24 protein-coding genes and 1 tRNA gene are annotated in these 21,139 nt (G+C 56.2%); all 25 read right to left on the bottom strand.

Translation table 11 applies throughout. The features are described 5' to 3' along the window. Nucleotides 1-17 precede the first annotated feature (17 nt). Entirely contained in the window at nucleotides 18-275 is a 258-nt protein-coding gene (gene rpsQ, locus ACOYW0_RS09900; protein WP_180137660.1) for a 30S ribosomal protein S17, read from the bottom strand. 30 nt (nucleotides 276-305) lie between these two features. Beyond that, entirely contained in the window at nucleotides 306-488 is a 183-nt protein-coding gene (gene rpmC, locus ACOYW0_RS09905) for a 50S ribosomal protein L29 (protein ID WP_180137661.1), read from the bottom strand. Next, nucleotides 488-901: a 50S ribosomal protein L16 gene (gene rplP / locus ACOYW0_RS09910; RefSeq protein ID WP_092214385.1), complete on the bottom strand. Its 414-nt coding sequence runs from the start codon at nucleotides 899-901 to the stop codon at nucleotides 488-490. Before rplP ends, rpmC begins: the two co-directional genes overlap by 1 nt. A gap of 40 nt (nucleotides 902-941) precedes the next feature. Further along, on the bottom strand, nucleotides 942-1,589 hold the full coding sequence (rpsC, locus tag ACOYW0_RS09915) for a 30S ribosomal protein S3 (protein ID WP_180137662.1): 648 nt from the start codon (nucleotides 1,587-1,589) through the stop codon (nucleotides 942-944). 18 nt (nucleotides 1,590-1,607) lie between these two features. Continuing rightward, nucleotides 1,608-1,943, bottom strand: coding sequence for a 50S ribosomal protein L22 (gene rplV / locus ACOYW0_RS09920; RefSeq protein ID WP_482418313.1), 336 nt, complete (start codon nucleotides 1,941-1,943; stop codon nucleotides 1,608-1,610). Nucleotides 1,944-1,978: 35 nt separating this feature from the next. Then, entirely contained in the window at nucleotides 1,979-2,257 is a 279-nt protein-coding gene (gene rpsS, locus ACOYW0_RS09925) for a 30S ribosomal protein S19 (protein ID WP_092214391.1), read from the bottom strand. A gap of 55 nt (nucleotides 2,258-2,312) precedes the next feature. Further along, a complete protein-coding gene (gene rplB, locus ACOYW0_RS09930) occupies nucleotides 2,313-3,140 on the bottom strand; it encodes a 50S ribosomal protein L2 (protein ID WP_180137664.1) in 828 nt (275 codons plus the stop codon). Between the two features lie 14 nt (nucleotides 3,141-3,154). Then, complete coding sequence (locus ACOYW0_RS09935) at nucleotides 3,155-3,442, bottom strand: 50S ribosomal protein L23 (protein ID WP_092214396.1); 288 nt, start codon at nucleotides 3,440-3,442, stop codon at nucleotides 3,155-3,157. Next, the gene (gene rplD, locus ACOYW0_RS09940; protein ID WP_180137665.1) at nucleotides 3,439-4,062 is read right to left on the bottom strand and encodes a 50S ribosomal protein L4; all 624 of its coding nucleotides are present in this window, start codon (nucleotides 4,060-4,062) and stop codon (nucleotides 3,439-3,441) included. The genes ACOYW0_RS09935 and rplD overlap by 4 nt, the downstream gene beginning before the upstream one ends. A 76-nt stretch (nucleotides 4,063-4,138) precedes the next feature. Beyond that, nucleotides 4,139-4,771, bottom strand: a complete 633-nt coding sequence (gene rplC / locus ACOYW0_RS09945; protein WP_180137666.1) for a 50S ribosomal protein L3 — start codon at nucleotides 4,769-4,771, stop codon at nucleotides 4,139-4,141. Nucleotides 4,772-4,789: 18 nt separating this feature from the next. Continuing rightward, the gene (gene rpsJ, locus ACOYW0_RS09950) at nucleotides 4,790-5,098 is read right to left on the bottom strand and encodes a 30S ribosomal protein S10 (RefSeq protein WP_092214491.1); all 309 of its coding nucleotides are present in this window, start codon (nucleotides 5,096-5,098) and stop codon (nucleotides 4,790-4,792) included. A gap of 17 nt (nucleotides 5,099-5,115) precedes the next feature. After that, nucleotides 5,116-6,312 carry an elongation factor Tu gene (gene tuf, locus ACOYW0_RS09955; RefSeq protein WP_482418314.1) on the bottom strand — a complete coding sequence of 399 codons (1,197 nt, stop codon included), beginning with the start codon at nucleotides 6,310-6,312 and terminating at the stop codon, nucleotides 5,116-5,118. Between the two features lie 132 nt (nucleotides 6,313-6,444). Beyond that, nucleotides 6,445-6,915 carry a 30S ribosomal protein S7 gene (gene rpsG, locus ACOYW0_RS09960; protein ID WP_180137668.1) on the bottom strand — a complete coding sequence of 157 codons (471 nt, stop codon included), beginning with the start codon at nucleotides 6,913-6,915 and terminating at the stop codon, nucleotides 6,445-6,447. A 53-nt stretch (nucleotides 6,916-6,968) separates the two neighbouring features. After that, entirely contained in the window at nucleotides 6,969-7,340 is a 372-nt protein-coding gene (gene rpsL, locus ACOYW0_RS09965; RefSeq protein WP_180137669.1) for a 30S ribosomal protein S12, read from the bottom strand. A gap of 157 nt (nucleotides 7,341-7,497) precedes the next feature. After that, nucleotides 7,498-11,934, bottom strand: coding sequence for a DNA-directed RNA polymerase subunit beta' (gene rpoC / locus ACOYW0_RS09970; RefSeq protein ID WP_482418315.1), 4,437 nt, complete (start codon nucleotides 11,932-11,934; stop codon nucleotides 7,498-7,500). A gap of 10 nt (nucleotides 11,935-11,944) precedes the next feature. After that, nucleotides 11,945-16,045 (bottom strand): DNA-directed RNA polymerase subunit beta, encoded by a 4,101-nt coding sequence (rpoB, locus tag ACOYW0_RS09975; protein ID WP_180137671.1) that lies wholly within the window; start codon nucleotides 16,043-16,045, stop codon nucleotides 11,945-11,947. 127 nt (nucleotides 16,046-16,172) lie between these two features. Next, nucleotides 16,173-16,556 carry a 50S ribosomal protein L7/L12 gene (gene rplL, locus ACOYW0_RS09980; RefSeq protein WP_218950963.1) on the bottom strand — a complete coding sequence of 128 codons (384 nt, stop codon included), beginning with the start codon at nucleotides 16,554-16,556 and terminating at the stop codon, nucleotides 16,173-16,175. Between the two features lie 73 nt (nucleotides 16,557-16,629). Then, nucleotides 16,630-17,160 (bottom strand): 50S ribosomal protein L10, encoded by a 531-nt coding sequence (gene rplJ, locus ACOYW0_RS09985; protein WP_482418316.1) that lies wholly within the window; start codon nucleotides 17,158-17,160, stop codon nucleotides 16,630-16,632. A 221-nt stretch (nucleotides 17,161-17,381) separates the two neighbouring features. Next, entirely contained in the window at nucleotides 17,382-18,086 is a 705-nt protein-coding gene (gene rplA / locus ACOYW0_RS09990; protein ID WP_482418317.1) for a 50S ribosomal protein L1, read from the bottom strand. Between the two features lie 30 nt (nucleotides 18,087-18,116). Next, entirely contained in the window at nucleotides 18,117-18,542 is a 426-nt protein-coding gene (rplK, locus tag ACOYW0_RS09995) for a 50S ribosomal protein L11 (RefSeq protein WP_180137673.1), read from the bottom strand. A gap of 28 nt (nucleotides 18,543-18,570) precedes the next feature. Continuing rightward, nucleotides 18,571-19,101, bottom strand: coding sequence for a transcription termination/antitermination protein NusG (nusG, locus tag ACOYW0_RS10000; RefSeq protein ID WP_180137674.1), 531 nt, complete (start codon nucleotides 19,099-19,101; stop codon nucleotides 18,571-18,573). Nucleotides 19,102-19,119: 18 nt separating this feature from the next. Continuing rightward, nucleotides 19,120-19,503 carry a preprotein translocase subunit SecE gene (secE, locus tag ACOYW0_RS10005; protein ID WP_180137675.1) on the bottom strand — a complete coding sequence of 128 codons (384 nt, stop codon included), beginning with the start codon at nucleotides 19,501-19,503 and terminating at the stop codon, nucleotides 19,120-19,122. Between the two features lie 60 nt (nucleotides 19,504-19,563). Continuing rightward, a tRNA-Trp gene (locus tag ACOYW0_RS10010) sits at nucleotides 19,564-19,640 on the bottom strand. 66 nt (nucleotides 19,641-19,706) lie between these two features. Continuing rightward, a complete protein-coding gene (gene rpmG / locus ACOYW0_RS10015; RefSeq protein ID WP_092214426.1) occupies nucleotides 19,707-19,856 on the bottom strand; it encodes a 50S ribosomal protein L33 in 150 nt (49 codons plus the stop codon). Nucleotides 19,857-19,872: 16 nt separating this feature from the next. Then, nucleotides 19,873-21,069, bottom strand: coding sequence for an elongation factor Tu (gene tuf, locus ACOYW0_RS10020; RefSeq protein WP_482418318.1), 1,197 nt, complete (start codon nucleotides 21,067-21,069; stop codon nucleotides 19,873-19,875). Between the last annotated feature and the right edge of the window lie 70 nt (nucleotides 21,070-21,139).

Below are 21,139 nucleotides of genomic sequence, written 5' to 3' on the forward strand. Positions count from 1 at the left end.
GTTGTCTTCCTTCTTTATCAAACCGCCTTTTCAACAATCTTGCTGACGCGGTGCCGTTTGCTTTTGCTCAGGGGCCTGCACTCGGTGATGACGACCTTGTCGCCGATGCCGCATGCGTTCTCCGCGTCGTGGGCTGCATATTTGTTGTGGCGCTTGATATATTTCTTGTAAAGAGGATGCTTAACCAGCCTTTCCACAAGAACGACGACGGTTCGATCCATCTTATCGGACACCACAGTTCCCTGCAGCTGTCTCTTCATTCCTCGTTTTTTCATAGCGGTAACTAGTCTCTACCTTTAGAAAGTTCAGTTTTCCCGGATGACCGTCTCGACCTTGGCAATGTCCCTTCGCACGCTTTTGAGCATGGAGGTCTTCTCAAGCTGCCCCACGCCGTGCTGGAAGCGCAGGTTGAAGTGCTCTTCCTTGAGGTCCTGAAGTTTCGCCTTCAGATCATCCTTGCCCATGGCACGAATATCTTTGATCTTCATTAGTAGTCGCCCCTCTCAATAAAACGTGTTTTAATGGAAAGCTTGTGGGCGGCAAGACGCATCGCTTCGCGAGCCAGATCTCTGGGAACACCTTCGAGTTCATAAAGGATCTTGCCGGGTTTGACAACGGCAACCCATGCCTCGGTGGAACCTTTACCTTTACCCATTCGGACTTCGGCAGGTTTCTTGGTGATGGGCTTGTCCGGGAAAATCCGGATCCACATCTTTCCGCCACGCTTAACGCGACGGTTCATGGCAATACGGGCAGCCTCGATCTGGCGTGCGTTAACATAGCCGCACTCCAGGGCCTGCAGCCCGAATTCGCCGAAGCTGAGGGTGGAGCCACGGTAGGCTTTCCCCGTCATTCTTCCACGCTGCTGCTTTCTGAATTTGACCTTTTTAGGACTCAGCATTTGGAAACTCCTTCATTATCCTGTCAAAGCAAGGGCCACATCAGTCCTTACCCAGGATCTCTCCTTTGAAAATAAACACTTTGATGCCGATGACCCCATAGGTCGTATGGGCTTCGGCAAAACCGTAGTCGATATCCGCACGGAGGGTATGAAGGGGCACCCTGCCTTCCCGGTACCATTCGGTACGGGCCATTTCAGCGCCACCCAGACGGCCGGCACAGATGATCTTGATGCCCAGTGCGCCGAAACGCATAGCCGAGGAGACGCAGCGCTTGATGGCGCGGCGGAAGGCCACACGGCGCTCCAGCTGGAGGGCCACGTTTTCAGCCACCATCTGGGAATCAAGCTCGGGACGTTTGATCTCCTGAATGTCGATCATGACGTCGCGCTTGTCCCCACCGGCAGAAATCAGCTTCACCAGGTCGGTCTTGAGCAGACCGATCTCAGAGCCCTTCTTGCCGATGACGATCCCGGGGCGGGCAGTGTGGATGCGGAGGCGGATCCTCTTGGAGGATCGCTCAATCTCTACCTTGGAAATACCGGCATGGTACAGTCGCTTTTTGAGAAACTTGCGGATCCGGAAATCTTCCATGACAAAATCCGCATACTGCTTGTCGGCGTACCAGCGGGAATCCCAGGTCTTGTTGATTCCGAGTCTAAGTCCTATTGGATTTACTTTCTGGCCCAACTTTTTATCTCCTTTTCGTTACGCCTCATCAGCCACGACGACTGTGATGTGACTGGTTTTCTTCAGGATGCGGGATCCTCTACCGCGCGCTCTGGCCCTGAACCGCTTCAGGCTGGGCCCTTGGTCAACCGTAATATTCTTAATAAAGAGCGCGTCAACGTCGAGTTCGTTGTTGTGATCGGCGTTGGCGACAGCTGACCGCAGAGTCTTCTCGACGATTGCAGCGGCTTTCTGAGGCATAAATTTGAGCGAATTGAGGCCTGATTCGACAGGCTTCCCCTTCACGGCGCCGACAATCTTCCGCACCTTCTGAGGAGAAATTCGCACATACCTTGCTACAGCTTTAACCTCCATTGTAAGTCATCCTCTACTTAAAGGTTTGCGGGGCGCTATTTGCCCTTGGTCTTTTTATCAGCCGCATGCCCCCAGTAGGTGCGTGTCGGTGAAAATTCCCCCAGTTTATGGCCAACCATATTCTCGGTAACGAATACCGGAATGAATTTACGACCGTTGTGTACTGCAAGCGTCAACCCTACCATCTCGGGGAAGATGGTAGATCGTCTCGACCATGTCTGGATGACCTGGTTGGATCGGCTTTCCTGAGCCAAGAGCACTTTCTTGACAAGCTTTGCATCAACAAACGGCCCTTTCTTAAGCGAACGTGGCATTTTGTCTCCTGTTCTTAATCTTTCAAATTACCCGTAATTGCTTTACGCGAGCCTGTTACTTCGTGCGTCGCTTCACGATGTAACGGTTGGTGGTCTTGTTCTTTCTGGTGCGGAAGCCCTTAGAGGGTACGCCCCAGGGTGAACAGGGGTGACGGCCGCCGGAAGAGCGTCCTTCACCACCACCCATGGGATGGTCAACAGGGTTCATGGCCACACCGCGGACACTGGGACGAACGCCCATCCAGCGGGTACGGCCGGCTTTGCCCTTGTTGATGCTGCTGTGCTCTGTATTTCCAAGTCGCCCGATGGTCGCCTTGCACGTGGCAAGGACCATGCGTACTTCACCGGAGGGAAGTCGAACCATGGCGTAGGCCTTCTCTTTGGCCATCAGCTGTGCAAAGGTTCCGGCGCTGCGAACGATCTGCCCACCTTTGCCCACCTTGAGCTCAATGTTGTGGATCTGGGTACCCAGGGGAATGTTCTCCAGGGGGAGGCAGTTCCCGGGCTTGATGTCGGCCTCAGGGCCGGACATGATCTGATCGCCCACATTGAGGTTGATGGGTGCCAGGATGTACCGCTTCTCGCCATCGACGTAGTGAAGCAGAGCGATCCGGGCGCTGCGGTTGGGATCGTATTCGATCGTCGCTACTTTAGCAGGGATACCGACTTTGTCACGCTTGAAGTCGATGACCCTGTAATGTCTCTTGTGTCCACCACCCTTGTGACGGCAGGTAATCCGGCCGTTGACGTTACGACCGCCGCTTTTCTTCAGGGGCCGCAGCAGACTCTTTTCGGGTTTGTCGGTGGTAATCCCTTCAAACGTCGAATATTCCTGGTGCCTGCGGCCAGGTGATGTCGGTTTGGTTTTTCTAATTGCTGCCATTTATCGCTCCCGGTCTATACGCCTTCAAAGAATTCAATGGTACTTCCAGGCACCAGCGTCACAATCGCCTTTTTCCAGTCTTTGCGCTTTCCGACGATTTTGCCTCTCTGCTTGACCTTGCCCTTCACGTTAACCGTGCGGACATCTTCCACGCCGACTTTGAAGATCTTCTCGACAGCCTTCTTGATCTCAATCCGGTTGGCCTTCGGGGCGACTTCAAAAGATACCTGGTTCAGCGTCTCTTTCTGAATCGTGGTCTTTTCCGTGTTCAACGGCTTGATAATGATATCGAATGTATTCATGCTGAAAGCCTCCCTTCGATGCCTTTGATGGAAGACTCAATGAGGACCAGCTTGTTGTACTTGAGAATATCATACACGTTCAGGCCCTCGGTGCGGATCACCTTGACGCCTTTGATATTGCGCGCTGACAGCTCAAATTTGATATCTTCCGCGTCGGTCACGATCAGAGCGTTGTCGACCTTAAGGTCGGTAAGGGCCTTGACAACGGTCTTGGTTTTGATCTCGTCCACTCCGAAGGTATCGACAACCATGAGGTTATCGCCCTGGAAACGGCTGGAAAGAGCCATTTTCAGTGCAAGCTTCCGCACCTTCTTGGGCACTTTGTACGCCCAGCTCTTGGGCTGGGGGCCAAAGATAACCCCACCACCACGACGCAGGGGCGACTTGATGGAGCCGGAGCGGGCGTTGCCGGTACCCTTCTGCCGGTAAAGCTTCTTGGTGCTACCGGTAATATCGGAGCGGTTCGTAACAGATGCAGACCCGGCGCGCCGGTTGGCCAACTGCATCTTGACCACTTCGTGAAGGACACTTCCTTTTACGGCTACATTGAAGATATCGTCCGCAAGCTCAGCCTGCGAGACCTTATCTCCTGTAACATTCAGTACATCAACGACAGCCATAACTTCCCTCGTTTTTTATTTTCATGCACCCACTTCGCAGGGTCCCTGCGGTTGGGCACACGTTGATGTTCATCGTTTACTTGCCAAACTTCGGCTTCTTGATCTCAACAAGACCGGACTTGGCGCCGGGAATGCAGCCCTGAATGAGAACCACATTTTCGTCGGCACGAATGTCCACAACGGTCAGGTTTCGAACGGTCTTTCTGACGCCGCCGTACTGTCCGGGAAGCTTCTTTCCTTTAAAAACCTTGGCAGGCCAGGCGCTGCAACCGATGGAGCCGGGGGCCCTGTGGTTACGGCAACCGTGGGTCTCGGGGCCGCGGGAGAACCCGTGGCGCTTGATGGTACCTGAGAAACCGCGGCCTTTGGAGGTTCCGGTCACGTCCACGAGTTCACCAACCTCGAACATCTCGGCGGTGATTTCCTGGCCCAGGGAGTACTCAGCGGGATCAGCCACTTCAAACTCACGGACATCGGAAAAAAAGCTCTCGCCGCTTTTGGCGAAGTGGCCCTTCAGGGGCTTGGTGGTGTGCTTTGCTTTTTTCTCACCGAATCCGAGCTGAACGGCGTTGTACCCGTCCGTGTCCACGGTTTTGATCTGAGTTACGACGCAGGGGCCTACCTGTACTACAGTGACGGGGATGTACCTCCCGTCTGAGGAGTAGACGCCTGTCATCCCCAATTTTTTACCCAAAAGTCCTCTACTCATTGGTAATATACCCCTTAACTACAGTTTAATCTCTACATCGACACCGGGCGAAAGATCCAGCTTCATCAGAGCGTCCACGGTCTGCTGGGTGGGTTCGAGAATGTCCAGCAGTCTCTTGTGGGTTCTGATCTCAAACTGCTCACGTGATTTTTTGTTCACGTGGGGTGAGCGAAGAATGCAGAATTTGTTGGTACGCGTGGGCAATGGAATGGGCCCGCAGATCTTTGCGCCTGTCTTCTTGGCGGTGTCGACAATATCAAGGGCTGATTTGTCGAGAAGCCTGTGGTCGTATGCCCTGAGTCTGATCCTGATTTTGGTATTGATCATCATGATTTGGGTCCCACCTATTCAATAATTTCAGATACGACGCCAGCACCAACGGTACGACCGCCTTCACGGATAGCGAAGCGGAGCTCTTTTTCCATGGCGATGGGGCTGATCAGTTCAGCAATGATGGCGGTGTTGTCGCCGGGCATAATCATCTCAACGCCTTCGGGGAGGTTCAGGATCCCGGTGACGTCGGTGGTACGGAAGAAGAACTGGGGACGGTAGCCGGAGAAGAACGGGGTATGGCGGCCGCCTTCCTCTTTGGAGAGGACGTAGATCTCTGCCTTGAACTTGGTGTGGGGCGTGATGGTACCGGGCTTGGCTACGACCTGGCCGCGCTCAACCTCGTCACGCTTGGTGCCGCGGAGCAGCAGGCCAACGTTGTCACCGGCCATGCCTTCGTCCAGAAGCTTGCGGAACATCTCAACACCGGTACAAACGGTCTTGGCGGTGGCACGGATGCCCACGAGTTCCACTTCGTCGCCGGTGTGGATCACACCACGCTCGATACGACCGGTTACAACAGTACCACGGCCGGAGATGGAGAAGACGTCCTCGATGGGCATGAGGAAATCTTTGTCGGTGTCACGCTCGGGCTCGGGGATGAAGCTGTCGCACGCGTCCATGAGCTCGAAGATGCAAGCAGCGGCTGCGTCTTCGTGGGTGTCGGCTTCCAGGGCGCGCAGGGCGCTGCCGCGGATGATGGGGGTGTCGTCGCCGGGGAAATCGTACTTGGAGAGAAGCTCCTGGAGCTCCATCTCAACGAGCTCGATGAGCTCTTCGTCGTCGACCATGTCGCACTTGTTGAGGAACACAACAATACGGGGAACACCAACCTGACGGGCGAGCAGGATGTGCTCACGGGTCTGGGGCATGGGGCCGTCGTCTGCGGACACAACCAGGATCGCACCGTCCATCTGGGCGGCGCCGGTGATCATGTTCTTAATGTAATCGGCGTGACCAGGGCAGTCAACGTGTGCGTAGTGACGGTTGGGAGTTTCGTACTCCACGTGAGCGGTTGCAATGGTGATGCCGCGCTCTTTCTCTTCCGGTGCCTTGTCGATCTCGTCGAAGGCAACGGCTGCGCCTGCTCCGGCTCGGAGGGCGTTCTGCTTGGTAATCGCAGCGGTGAGCGTGGTCTTGCCATGGTCGATGTGACCGATGGTACCGACGTTTACATGCGGTTTGGAACGTTCAAATTTTTCTTTTGCCATGGGTTGTTTTTTCCTCCTCCGACCTTGGCGGGTCGGAATGTGATGGTGTTTGCCTTCATGCAGGCTGACATAAAGCGCGCTTCAAAGCGTCTCGCATACAGTGCAATCGGTCGCGTAACAATTGGATCCGGATTACCACCTGTAGTGGGCGAATGCCTTGTTTGCGTCTGCCATCTTGTGGGTGTCTTCACGCTTCTTAACGGAAGCACCGCGGTTGCTTGCTGCGTCCATCATCTCGGCGGCCAGCTTGGCTGCCATGGATTTTTCGGAACGCTTGCGGGAATACTCGATGACCCAGCGAATGGCCAGGGCCCTGCGCCGTGAGGGACGGATCTCAGTGGGAACCTGGTAAGTGGATCCCCCCACCCTTCGGGACTTAACCTCGATGGCGGGTCGCACGTTTTCAAGGGCTTTTTCGAACACCTCAAGGGGAGGCTGACCGCTCTTCTCCTTGATGATGTCAAAGGCGCCATAGAAAATTTTCTCGGCGGTGCTTTTTTTCCCGTCAAGCATAATGGCCGCCACGAATCGTGAAACCAGCTCACTGTTGTATCGGGGATCGGGCATTACCGGTCTATGGGGAACTTCCCTTCTTCTTGGCATAGCTACTCACTCTTTGAACAAATCTTGGTTAACGAATCAGATGAAGAGTCGTCTTACTTAGGCTTGCGTGCACCGTACTTGGAGCGACTCTGCTTCCTGTCTTCCACACCCAGCGTATCAAGGGTACCCCTTACAATAGTGTAACGGACACCCGGAAGGTCTTTTACACGACCACCGCGAACCAGGACAACGGAGTGTTCCTGGAGGTTATGGCCGATGCCGGGGATATAGGCGGTAACTTCCACGCCTGTAGTGAGGCGAACCCTGGCCACCTTCCTGAGTGCTGAGTTTGGTTTTTTCGGAGTCGAAGTATACACACGAGTACAGACACCACGCTTCTGAGGCCCACCCATCAGGGCTGGCGTGCTGGTCTTTTTCTTCGCGCGCGTTCTTCCTTTCCGGACCAACTGGTTAATCGTAGGCATTTCGTACCAAACTCCTTTAATTGTTTGTCATTTTCCTAAAACGCAAAATACGGCATGATACATATACCACCCCGTTTTGTCAAGGAATAATTTCCTTACCCAATTGTATCAAAGGCGGGTTCCCCCGAAAAAACCCGAAGAAACCCGCCTTTTTTTTCTACAGATCGATGACGTTGCTCTCTTCAACAACCTCTTCGAGGTCGCTCTGCACTTCAATATTGCGGTACTGAGCGATGCCGGTACCGGCGGGAATGAGCCGGCCCATGATCACGTTTTCCTTGAGACCCCGCAGGGTGTCCACCTTGCCGCGGATGCCCGCTTCGGTGAGGACCTTGGTGGTCTCCTGGAAGGAAGCCGCCGAGATGAAGCTGTCCGTGGAGAGGGAGGCCTTGGTGATCCCGAGGATCAAAGGCTCGCCCTGGGCGGGCTGAGCACCCTCTTCCACCAGTGCACGGTTCACGTCTGCAAACTCGGTGCGGTCCACATGCTCTTCCATGATGAAGTTGGAGTCGCCGGAGTCGGTGACTTTGACCCGCTTCATCATCTGGCGCACGATGACCTCGATGTGCTTGTCGTTGATGCGGACGCCCTGGAGACGGTAGACCTGCTGGACCTCGTCCACCAGGTAGCTGGCCAGAGCCACCTCGCCTTTGATGTTCAGGATGTCCTGGGGGTTTTCGCTGCCGCCGGTGAGCTTTTCACCCGCACGGACATAGTCCCCTTCGTAGACGTTGATGTGACGCCCTTTGGGGATCAGATACTCGCGCTTCTCGCCGGCATCGGCGTTGGTCACGGTGACCTTCTGCTTGCCCTTGGTGCCCTTGGCAATACCCACGTAACCGTCGATCTGGGTCAGCACCGCGGTCTCCTTGGGCTTACGAACTTCAAAGAGTTCGGCAACACGGGGAAGACCACCGGTGATGTCCTTGGTCTTGGTGGTGGCTCGGGGCAGCTTGGCGATGATGTGACCCGCCTTGACCTCGTCGTGCTCCTCCACCAGGATAACCGCTTCCACGGGCAGGCTGTACCGGGCCAGGGCCCCGCCGCCGAGCTGGACGGTCTTGTTGTTCTCGTCCTTGATGGAGATGCGGGGACGGGCATCGCCGATGCGGCTCTCGATAATGGTACGGCTGGACTTGCCGGTGACGGGGTCCAGTTTTTCCTGCATGGTCTTGCCGGACTCGATGTCGCCGAATTTGACCTTGCCGGATACCTCGGTGATGATGGGCACAGTGAAGGGGTCCCAAGACGCCAGGAGCTGACCATTCTCCACAGAGGCTCCGTCTTCCACCAGGAGGTGGGCACCATAGATAACGTGGTGCTTCTCACGCTCACGGCCGGTGTCGCTCACAATGGAGAACTCCCCGCCGCGACGGTTCATGACGATGAGCTCGCCCTCTTCGTTCTTGACCACCTTGAGGTCGTCGAGGAACTTGATGTTGCCGTCGACGCGGGCCTTGATCTCAGCAACCTCAACCTTCCGGCTCGCCGTACCACCGATGTGGAAGGTACGCATGGTGAGCTGGGTACCGGGCTCGCCGATGGACTGGGCGGCCATGATGCCCACGGCCTGTCCGATCTCCACGGTATCCCCGTGGGAAAGGTCTCGGCCGTAACACTTGGCGCACACCCCGCCGCGGGTCTTGCAGGTGAGGACGGAGCGGATCTTGAGGCTGGTGATGCCGGCATCTTCCATGATGGAGAGGATCTTCTCGTCGATCTCAACACCCTCTTCCACCAGCACCTCGTCGGTGAAGGGGTCGTAGACGTTCTCCAGGGTGGTTCGACCGAGGATACGCTCACCAAGGCGCTGAATCACCTCGCCGCCTTCCATGAGAGCTTCCACTTCGATACCCATGGTGGTGCCGCAGTCGGGCTCGATGACGGCACAGTCCTGGGCCACGTCGGCAAGACGACGGGTGAGGTAACCGGAGTTAGCCGTTTTAAGGGCCGTATCCGCCAGACCCTTACGGGCACCGTGGGTGGAGACGAAGTACTGAAGCACCGAAAGGCCTTCGCGGAAGTTCGCCTGGATGGGCGTCTCGATGATCTCACCGGAGGGCTTGGCCATGAGGCCTCGCATACCGGCCAGCTGACGCATCTGGTCCTTGGAGCCTCGGGCCCCGGAGTCAGCCATCATAAAGATGGAGTTGATGTTGTCCACGTTGCGGGTATCCAGGCGGATGTCGTGCTCTCCCTTTTCGGGGAGTTCCACAGGCACCTTGGGCTCGCTCATGGTATCCATCATGGCGTTGGCGATGTCGTCCGTGGCCTTGGCCCAGATATCCACCACCTTGTTGTATTTTTCGCCCTGGGTGATGAGACCCTCGGCGTACTGACGGTTGATCTCCACAACCTTGTCTTCGGACTCCTTCATGATGTCCCATTTGTTGCCGGGAATCACCATGTCGTCGATGGAGATGGAGAGGCCGCCGATGGTGGAGTATCGGTACCCCAGGTTCTTCAGGCGGTCCGCCAGGAGAACCGTGGCCTTGGGGCTGATGTAGCGGTAGGCAAAGTCGATGAGGTCCCGGGCCGCCTTTTTGTCCATGACCTTGTTGATCATGGCGAAGGGCACGCCGGGGCGCCTGTTGGCCACATAGAAGATATTGTATCCGCCCTGGGTCTCGATGGGATCGCTGATATCACCGATCTCCATGGCAAAGATGACCTCCAGGGTGTCGTCGTCGATGCGGAAGACCTTGCGCATCTCCTCGTGGTCCATGTACCCGATGTCTCCGCCGCGCTTCTTGTCGGAGGTTTCGGATCGTTCCACCAGGTCGGCAAAGGGGGTTCCGGAAGTCAGGGCCTCTTTGATCTCATCGGCCTTGTCGCGGTCTTTGACCACAATGCGGCGGAAGCTCAGCTCGGGGTGGGAAGGAATGATGTCCCACAGCAGGGTTCGACCCACGGTGGTCTCCACCATCTCTTCGCCCATGCGTACCTTGATGGCAGCATGGATACCCATCTTGCCGTGATCGTAGGCGGTTCGGACCTCGTCGAAGCTGCCGAAGAGGGTCCCTTCGCCGCGGGCGCCGTCCACCTGGCGGGAGATGTAGTACAGACCGAGGACGATGTCCTGGGTAGGCACGATCACCGGCTGGCCGTTGGCGGGCGACAGGGTGTTGTTGGAGGCGAGCATCAGCACGCGGGCTTCCACCTGAGCCTCAATGGAGAGGGGCAGATGGACGGCCATCTGGTCCCCGTCAAAGTCGGCGTTGAAGGCGGTACAGACCAGGGGGTGCAGCTGAAGGGCCTTGCCTTCCACGAGCACCGGCTCAAAGGCCTGGATGCCGAGACGGTGAAGGGTGGGCGCACGGTTGAGCATCACGGGATACTCTTTAACCACCTCGTCCAGGGTGTCCCACACCTCGGGGACTTCACGCTCCACCATCTTCTTGGCGCTCTTGACCGTGGAGACCAGGCCCTTTTTCTCAAGGCGATGGTAGACGTAGGGCTTGAAGAGCTCCAGGGCCATCTTCTTGGGCAGGCCGCACTGATGCAGGCGCAGGTTCGGGCCGACGGTAATAACGGTACGGCCGGAGTAGTCCACACGCTTGCCGAGGAGGTTCTGACGGAAGCGGCCCTGCTTACCCTTCAGGGTATCGGAGAGGGATTTCAGGGGACGCTTGTTGGTGCCGGTAACCACGCGGCCGTGACGGCCGTTGTCGAAAAGCACGTCCACAGACTCCTGGAGCATACGCTTTTCGTTGCGCACGATGATGTCGGGCGCTTTGAGCTCCATGAGGCGGCTCAGGCGGTTGTTCCGGTTGATCACCCGGCGGTAGAGGTCGTTCAGGTCCGAGGTGGCGAAACGACCGCCCTCCAGGGGCACCAGGGGACGCAGGTCCGGCGGCAGGATGGGCACAACGCTCATGATCATCCAGATGGGGTCCACGCCGGAGTTGTAAAAGGCGTCGACGATCTTGAGTCGCTTGCTCAGCTTCTGCTTTTTGGCCAAAGAGGTGGTGGTCTTGAGCTCCTCGCGCAGGTCGTTGTAGATCTGCTCCAGGTTCAGCTCTTCCAGAAGGGTTCGCACCGCTTCGGCACCGATGCCCACCTCAAAGGCTTCCTTGCCGTACAGGTCCAGGGCCTCGATGTATTTGTCGTCGGAGAGGAGCTGGTACTTGGTAAGACCGGTCTCCTTGGGGTCCATGACGATGTAGCTGTCAAAATAGAGGACCTTCTCCATATTCTTCAGGGTGATGTCCAGAAGGTTGCCGATCTTACTGGGCAGGCTCTTCAGGAACCAGATATGGGCCACGGGGGTAGCCAGCTCAATGTGGGCCAGACGCTCGCGGCGCACCTTGGACTGAATGACCTCGACGCCACATTTTTCGCACACCACGCCCCGGTGCTTCATGCGCTTGTACTTGCCGCAGTTGCACTCATAGTCCTTGGTGGGACCAAAGATCTTGGCACAGAACAGGCCGTCCCGCTCAGGCTTGAACGTACGGTAGTTGATCGTCTCGGGCTTTTTGATCTCCCCGTGGGACCACTGCATGATCTGCTCGGGGGAAGCCAGGGCAATCTTTACGCCGGAGTACATCTTGGGATCTATCGGCTTGGCGAAAAAATCGTATAGGGTTTCCAATATCTGCTCCTTAGTTAGTGCCTTCGATTAAGGTTACGTCCAGTCCGAGGCTCTGCAGTTCTTTGGTAAGAACGCGGAAGGATTCGGGCATTCCCGGCTCGAGAACGGCCTGTCCCTTCACGATCTTTTCGTACATTCGGGTACGACCGGCCATGTCGTCGGACTTGACCGTAATGAACTCCTGGAGCGCATGGGACGCACCATACGCTTCCATGGCCCAGACCTCCATCTCCCCGAGACGCTGGCCACCAAACTGCGCCTTGCCGCCCAGGGGCTGCTGGGTCACAAGGGAGTAGGGACCGATGGATCGGGCGTGGAGCTTGTCGTCCACCAGGTGGTGGAGCTTGAGCATATACATGGTGCCGACCGTCACCTCACCGTCGAAAGGCTCGCCGGTCCGGCCGTCGAACAGACGGGCCTGGCCGGAGGTTTTGTACTCCGCCTCTGTCAGGTAGTGCTTGATGTCTTCTTCTTCGGCGCCATCAAAGACCGGGGTGGCCATGTGGACCCCGCGTCGATAGTTTTCAGCAAAGGTATAGATGTCGTCGCCTTCCAGGCTGTCCATCATCTCGTGGTCCGCCTCGCCGGTAAAGATCCGCTTGAGCTTGGTTCGCAGGTCTTCGGCCTTCTTGGCGTCGATGAGGTCGGCAATCTGGTTGCCGAGACCCTTGGCGGCTCGACCCAGGTGAATCTCCAGAATCTGCCCCACGTTCATTCGCGAAGGAACGCCCAGGGGGTTCAGGATCATGTCCACCATGGTGCCGTCTTCAAAGTACGGCAGGTCTTCCTGGGGAAGGACGCGAGAGACAACACCCTTGTTCCCGTGGCGGCCCGCCATCTTGTCACCCACGGAGAGCATGCGCTTCATGGCGACGTAGACCTTGATCATTTTGATGACGCCCGGAGGGAGGTCGTCCCCCTTCTCGTAGCGCACCACCTGATCTTCAAAGGTCTTCTTGATCTTTTCGATCTCTTCGTTCTTGCGGTCCAGGATCTCGTTGACCCGCTCGGTGACGGTGTCGTCGTCCAGGATGATCCCCTCCAGCTGAGAGAGGGAGACCTCGGCGAACATCTCGTCAGTGATGACGGTGTCGGCCGGGATCACGACCTTCTTGGCCTTGCGCAAGGGGGTGGGGCAGCTCTTGCCCACCACCATGGCTTCGATCATCTCGCGGGCTGTTTTTTCGATCACCTCGATCTTGTCGTTGCGATCTTTTTCAAAGCCTGCGATCTCGTCGTCCTCGATGTGACGGGTACGGTCGTCCTTGTCCACGCCGCGTCGGGAGAAGACCTTGGCGTCCACCACGGTGCCGGTGACACCGGGGGGAACCCTCAGGGAGGTGTCCTTGACGTCCCCTGCCTTCTCACCAAAGATGGCGCGGAGCAGCTTCTCCTCGGGGGAGAGCTGGGTTTCGCCCTTGGGCGTGATCTTGCCCACGAGGATGTCCCCGGGGTTGACCTCGGCGCCCAGGCGGATGATCCCGCTGTCGTCCAGATCTTTCAGGGCCTCTTCCCCGACGTTGGGGATGTCCCGGGTGATCTCTTCCTTGCCCAGCTTGGTGTCACGGGCCACCACCTCGAACTCTTCGATGTGGATGCTGGTGTACACCCCGTCGCGGACAATGGCTTCGGAGACGAGGATGGAGTCCTCAAAGTTGTAACCGCCCCAGGGCATGAAGGCCACGGTGACGTTCTGGCCCAGGGCCAGTTCGCCCTTCTCGGTGGAGGGGCCGTCGGCCAGGACCTCGCCCTTTTTCACCTTCTGACCGTTGACCACGATGGGTCGGTGGTTGAAGCAGGTGTTCTGGTTGGAGCGAATGAACTTGGAGAGGTTGTAGATGGTCACCGGGTTGAACCCGGGCTTCTCCATGTCCACATCGTGCTGAAGCACGATGCGCTCGGAGTCCACCTCCACCACGGTGGCGTCGGCCTCGGCCACAATGGCCACGCCGGAGTCACGGGCCACAACGCCCTCAACGCCGGTGCCCACCAGGGGCGCGCGGCTCTGGGTCAGGGGCACGGCCTGGCGCATCATGTTGGAGCCCATGAGGGCTCGGTTGGCGTCGTCGTTTTCCAGGAAGGGAATAAGCGACGCGGAGACGCTCACCAGCTGGTTGGGGGAGATGTCCATGAGCTCGATCTCTTCGCGCTCCACCATCTCGAATTCCCCTTCCACGCGGGAGGTCACCAGAGGGTTCACATAGTCGTTGTTGTCGTCCATGGGCGCGTTGGCCTGGGCGATGGGCAGGGCCTTCTCCTCGAAGGCGCTGAGCATGCGAACATCGTTGGTGACATGGGCGTCGTTGACCACGCGGTACGGGGTCTCGATGAACCCGAAGTCGTTGACGCGGGCATATGTACACAAAGAGACGATGAGGCCGATGTTGGGGCCTTCAGGGGTCTCAATGGGGCAGATACGGCCGTAGTGGGACGGGTGCACGTCTCGCACCTCAAAGCCTGCGCGCTCACGGGTCAGACCGCCGGGTCCCAGGGCCGAGAGACGACGCTTGTGGGTGGTCTCCGACAGGGGGTTGGTCTGGTCCATGAACTGGGAGAGCTGGCTGGTGCCGAAGAACTCCTTGACCACGGCGGACACCGGCTTGGGGTTCACCAGGTCGTGGGGCATGAGGGCGTCTACTTCCTGCATGCTCATGCGCTCTTTGATGGCACGCTCCATGCGGACCAGGCCGATGCGGTACTGGTTCTCCAGGAGCTCGCCCACGGCGCGGACGCGTCGGTTGCCCAGGTGGTCGATGTCGTCCACCACACCCTGGGTGTCGCGGAGCTGGACCAGGGTCTTGGCGGTGAGGAGGATGTCCTCACGGCGCAGGGTCTTGATATTGATATCGGTGTTGAGGCCCAGACGGTGATTCATCTTGAGTCGGCCCACACCTGACAGGTCGTAGTATGCCTCTTTAAAGAAGAGGTGGTCGATGAACTCCTGGGCGACCTCGGGGGTGGCCGGGTTGCCGGGACGGAGACGGCGGTAGATCTCTACCAGGGCCTCTTCCTTGGTGTTCACCTTGTCGGCCACGATGGTCTTGCGGATGGCATCCGAAGAGTAGGCCGTGTCCTGATAGAGGAGTTCGAAGCCCGTTACGTTGGATTCGGAAATGCGCTCGAGCACCTCCTCGTCCACCAGGTCCCCTGCCATGGCAACCACATCGCCGGTCTTGGGGTCCACCAGTCGGGTGGCCAGGCCACGCTGCTGGATGTCGTCGGGGCTGATGGGCAGGGTCTCGGTGCCCAGGGCCTTGAGCTGCTTGATGGCACGCTTGGTGAACAGGCGGCCCTGCTTGACGATGACTTCACCGGATTCGGGATCCGTGATGTCCTCGCTGGCACGCTGGCCCTTGAGGAAGTCCTCGTTGAAGACGCGCTTGAACACGCCGCCTTCCAGGAGAATCTTCTCTTTGGCATAGAAATAGGTCAGCAGGTCTTCGTTGGTGTATCCAAAGGCCTTGAACAGTACGGTAACGGGAAACTTCCTGCGGCGGTCGATGCGAATGTAAACGATATCCTTGGGGTCGACTTCCATGTCGATCCAGGAACCACGCACGGGGATGATCCGTGCCGAATAGATAATCTTGCCGCTGGAGTGGGTCTTGCCTTTGTCGTGGTCAAAAAAGACACCGGAGGATCGGTGGAGCTGGCTCACCACGACACGCTCGGTGCCGTTGATGATAAAGGTTCCCCGCTTGGTCATCAGGGGGATGGTGCCGAAATAGATCTCCTGCTCTTTGATGTCCCGGATATTGGAGATACCGGCGTCCTTATCAATGTCGTAGACGACGAGGCGAACGCGAATCCGAAGGGAGATCTCATACGTCATCCCACGCTGGATGCACTCCTCCATGGAGTGCTTGATCTCACCGAAGGAATACGATACGTACTCAAGGGAAGCGCTACCTGTAAAGTCCTTGATGGGGTAAACGGACTTGAAGACTGCCTGGAGACCTATATCCTCCCTCTTCTCAGGCGGAACATCCATCTGCAGAAAACGGTTGTAAGAATCTCGCTGCATACCGATAAGATCAGGAATCTCAGCGATTTTATGCTTCCCTCCGAAATTCTTCCTTAATCGCTTTTTCGCCAAGGGGCTTCCAGTCATATCATCTCCAAATTTTTTGTTGAGACTGCAGAAACAGGATTAGCGGATTAAAAGGCAGGCACAAGTGCCCGCCTTTCATCCGCAAAGGTGATAGTAATTGGGTATGGTAGGCTAATTAAGCGTTTGATTACTTAAGTTCAACCTGAGCGCCAGCTTCTTCGAGCTGAGCCTTGACTTTTTCTGCTTCGTCTTTGGCGATGCCTTCTTTAACGGGCTTGGGAGCTTCGTCAACGAGAGCCTTGGCTTCTTTGAGACCGAGGCCGGTGATGGCGCGGATCTCTTTGATCACGTTGATCTTCTTGTCGCCGGCAGAAGTGAGGATGACGTCGAACTCAGTCTTCTCTTCAGCAGCACCGCCTGCATCGCCTGCAGGGCCAGCAGCCATCATGGCTACGGGAGCGGCAGCAGAAACACCAAATTTATCTTCGAGTTCCTTAACGAGCTCGGAAAGCTCGAGAACAGTCATGTTTGCGATAAACTCAATTACGTCGTCTTTGGTAATATCAGCCATTGTTTTATAACCTCCAGAAAAACTTATCTTGTTCTAGTGTATCGATTGTGTCGTAAACGGAAACCCGCGCAAATTACGCCGCTTCCTTCTGATCCTTGATGGCCGAAAGGACGTTGACCATCTGTCGGGGGACTTCTGCAAGAACGCGTACCATACCAGTGGGCACCGCATTCATGGCGGAGAGTACCTGGGAGAGGAGAACCTCGCGTGAAGGCAGCTCGGAGAGCGCCTTGAGGCCATTCAAATCCAGGGTCTTGCCTTCCATGACGGCTGCCTTGATCTGCATCTTCTCGTTCTCTTCGACGAACTTGGAGAGGATCTTGGCAGGAGCCACCGGATCATCAAAACTGATGGCGATGGCCGTGGGGCCCTTGAAGGAGTCGGTAATAAGCGCTGCGTCTGTCTCTTCGGAAGCGCGCCGAAGCAGGGTGTTTTTGGCAACGTGGAACTCGACGCCGACCTTGGTCAGTTCGGCTCGGAGCTTGGTCACTGTAGCCACGTCCAGTCCCTTGTAATCCGTCGAGATGACGATGGCGGACTTCGCAAGCTTTTCGTGCAGGCTATCTACAACAGCCTTTTTCTTATCCAGATTCAATTCTTTCACACCTCCTTTAAGCAGATTTTTCTACATGAGGTGCCAACTGTACCAAAACGAGTGTCTCGGTAGGCCGGCCTCGCCGATTAAACACGGTGAACCTAACGTGTGCACCTACTGTCTGTGACATATATAGAACCCGGGCCTTGCCGCACCAAGTGCGGCAGGCGGGTTATGCCCAAATGAAAAAATCGATATAGTATATACCTTGAGCAGATCAAAGGCAAGATCTATTTTGCAACTTCTTTCAGAGCGGTGGGATCGACCCGGTAGCCGTGTCCCATGGTAGAGGAAACAGTGAGGCTCTTGAAGTAGGCGCCTTTGGCTGCGGAAGGCTTGAGCTTGATGAGCACCTCAAGAAGTGCGGTCAGGTTTTCGGTGAGTTTTTCAGCACCGAAGGAGACCTTTCCGATGGGGGCATGGATGATCCCTGCCTTTTCCACACGGAAGTCGATCTTACCGGCCTTGAGCTCTTCAACGGCCTTGGCCACGTCAAAGGTGACGGTGCCGGTCTTGGCGTTGGGCATCAGGCCACGGGGACCGAGAACGCGACCGATCTTGCCGACCACGCCCATCATGTCGGGGGTGGCAATGGCCTTGTCGAACTCGAACCAGCCGCCCTGGATCTTTTCAACGAGATCCTGGCTTCCTGCGAAATCAGCACCGGCGTCCAGTGCCTCTTTCTCTTTTTCGCCCTTGCAGAACACAAGGACCTTCACCTCTTTACCGAGGCCGTGGGGAAGGATGCAGGTGCCGCGCACCATCTGATCCGCATGACGGGGATCGACCCCGAGACGGATGGCCACGTCCACGGTTTCGTCAAACTTGGCGTATGCGTTGGAAACAGCAGCCCCCACGGCTTCAGCCAGTTCAAACTTCTGCAGGGGAGTTACATCTTTCCCAGCTTCTATGTATTTTTTACCACGCTTTGGCATCGTACCCTATTGCTCCTTATCTAAATCCAATTAGACGACGTCAATTCCCATGCTTCGGGCTGTGCCTGCAATGATCTTGCTTGCAGCCTCGAGATCGTTGGCGTTGAGGTCTTCCATCTTGATCTTGGCGATCTCTTCCACCTGATCCATGGTAATTTTTGCGACCCTGTTGCGAAGGGGATCGCTAGAGCCCTTCTGAAGCTTGGCTGCTTTTTTCAGAAGCACCGATGCCGGAGGGGTCTTGGTGATGAACTTGAACGTCCTGTCGGCAAAAACGGTAATCACCACCGGGATGATCATGTCAGGCTCTTCCTTGGCGGTTCGTGCGTTGAACGCCTTGCAGAAGTCCATGATGTTCACACCATGCTGACCAAGCGCAGGACCAATGGGTGGTGAGGGGTTGGCTTTGCCGGCCTTTACCTGTAATTTTATCTGTCCAATAACTTTTTTTGCCATTGTACTTACTTACTCCCGATAGTGAATGCTATAACTTCGTTACCTGAACAAAGTCCAGTTCAACTGGCGTAGCACGTCCAAAGATACTCACCAGCACTTTGATCTTTCCCTTTTCAGGATTGACTTCTTCTACCGTGCCGTTGAAATTCGTGAAGGGCCCGTCGATTACGCGAATCTCGTCGCCAGTTTCAAATAGAAATTTCGGTTGAGGCTTCTCTTTGCCCGCCTCCATGCGGTTCAGGATCTTTTCGGCCTCGTCATCCGAGATCGGCGCAGGCCTGTTCCTTCCCCCAAGAAAACCGGTAACTTTCGCGGTGTTGTTGACGATGTGCCAGGTATTGTCGTTCAGCTCCATTCGGACAAGGATGTAGCCCGGGTAGAATTTTCTTGAAGACTCACGCCGCTTCCCCTTGACCAGCTCAACGACCTGCTCCGTGGGAACAACGATCTCCTCAAATTTCTCCTTGAAGGGTGATGCGGTTATCCGCTCTTCCAGGGCAGCTTTGACCTTATTTTCAAAGCCCGAGTATACGTGAACCACATACCATTTTAGAGCCACTGAACTATCTCCTCGGTTTTAGTGAAGAACGAGACTGATTAGGCCCTTTAAACCCACATCGACCAAGCCCAGAAAGGATGAGATGAGAATCACGAGGACAATGACCACCGAGGTGGAGGCAATCGTCTGTTTCTTTTCAGGCCATACAACCTTTTTTGTCTCTAATTTCACCTCGTTAAAGAAAGTTTTCACCTTCTCAATCAAACCAGGCTCATTATTGATTCCGGTCGTCTTCACCGAATAATGAGCCTTGGTCTGAATCTGCTTTTTCTGATCAGGTAACTTCTTTGACGAGGGCCCTTGGTCCGCCAGAACGTCAGCTTGTGATTCCCTTCGAAGCTTTTGCTTCTCCTTTTGCTTCAGTTTCTGGCTCTCTGTCTTTTTGCGCTGTATACGACCCATACCTCTCCTTCTGTATCTGTCGATAGGGAGGTCCCAGGGAGCCCCTCTAATCAAGGTTTGTGGCAGGTCAGGAGGGACTCGAACCCCCAACATTCGGTTTTGGAGACCGACGCTCTACCAATTGGAGCTACTGACCTGCAAGGTAAACCTTTTTCAAGCGACCGGGGTGAATTCGGTGGGACCCACCCCGGCTATGGACCTGATTACTTCGTCTCCTTGTGAGCAAGATGCTTCTTGCAGAAGGGACAGTACTTCTTGAATTCAAGCTTGTCAGGCGTCGTACGCTTGTTTTTTGTCGTGGTGTAGTTTCGCCTTTTGCACTCGGTGCAGGCGAGAGTCACTAGAGTTCGCACTTATCGGCTCCTCGATCTATTCGATGATTTCGGATACAACCCCGGCACCGACGGTACGGCCGCCTTCGCGAATCGCGAAACGAAGCTCTTTTTCCATGGCGATGGGGCTGATCAGTTCAGCAATGATGGCGGTGTTATCGCCGGGCATGATCATCTCAACACCCTCAGGCAGGTTCAGGATACCGGTCACGTCCGTGGTACGGAAGAAGAACTGGGGACGGTAGCCGGAGAAGAAAGGAGTATGACGTCCGCCTTCTTCCTTGGAGAGAACGTAGATCTCTGCCTTGAACTTGGTGTGGGGAGTGATGGTCCCGGGCTTGGCCACAACCTGGCCGCGCTCGACCTCGTCACGCTTGGTGCCGCGGAGAAGCAGGCCTACGTTGTCACCGGCCATGCCTTCGTCGAGAAGCTTGCGGAACATCTCAACACCGGTACATACGGTCTTGGCGGTGGGACGGATACCCACGAGTTCCACTTCGTCGCCGGTGTGGATCACACCGCGCTCAATACGACCGGTAACAACGGTACCTCGGCCGGAGATAGAGAAGACGTCCTCGATGGGCATGAGGAAATCCTTGTCGGTGTCACGCTCGGGCTCGGGGATGAAGCTGTCGCAAGCGTCCATGAGCTCGAAGATGCACTGAGCAGCGTCGTCTTCGTGGCTGTCGGCTTCCAGGGCGCGCAGGGCGCTGCCGCGGATGATGGGGGTGTCGTCGCCGGGGAAATCGTATTTGGAGAGAAGCTCCTGGAGCTCCATCTCAACGAGCTCGATGAGCTCTTCGTCGTCGACCATGTCGCATTTATTAAGGAAGACCACAATGCGGGGAACGCCAACCTGACGGGCGAGCAGGATGTGCTCACGGGTCTGGGGCATGGGGCCGTCATCAGCGGAAACAACCAGGATTGCGCCGTCCATCTGAGCAGCACCGGTGATCATGTTCTTAATGTAGTCGGCGTGGCCGGGGCAGTCAACATGAGCATAGTGACGATTGGGGGTCTCATACTCCACGTGTGCGGTGGCAATGGTGATTCCGCGCTCTTTCTCTTCAGGAGCCTTGTCAATCTCATCGAAAGCGATGGCGGAACCTGCTCCGGCACGGAGTGCGTTCTGCTTGGTGATCGCAGCGGTCAGCGTAGTCTTGCCATGGTCAATGTGACCGATGGTACCGACGTTCACATGCGGCTTGGACCGCTCGAATTTTTCCTTTGCCATGTCAACTACCTCCCTGTACGTTTGGTGCTTTACCCAAATTGTGTTCTTAATATAATATGGTGTGACTTGC

Source organism: Desulfoluna sp. HI9BLuna, assembly GCF_056829775.1.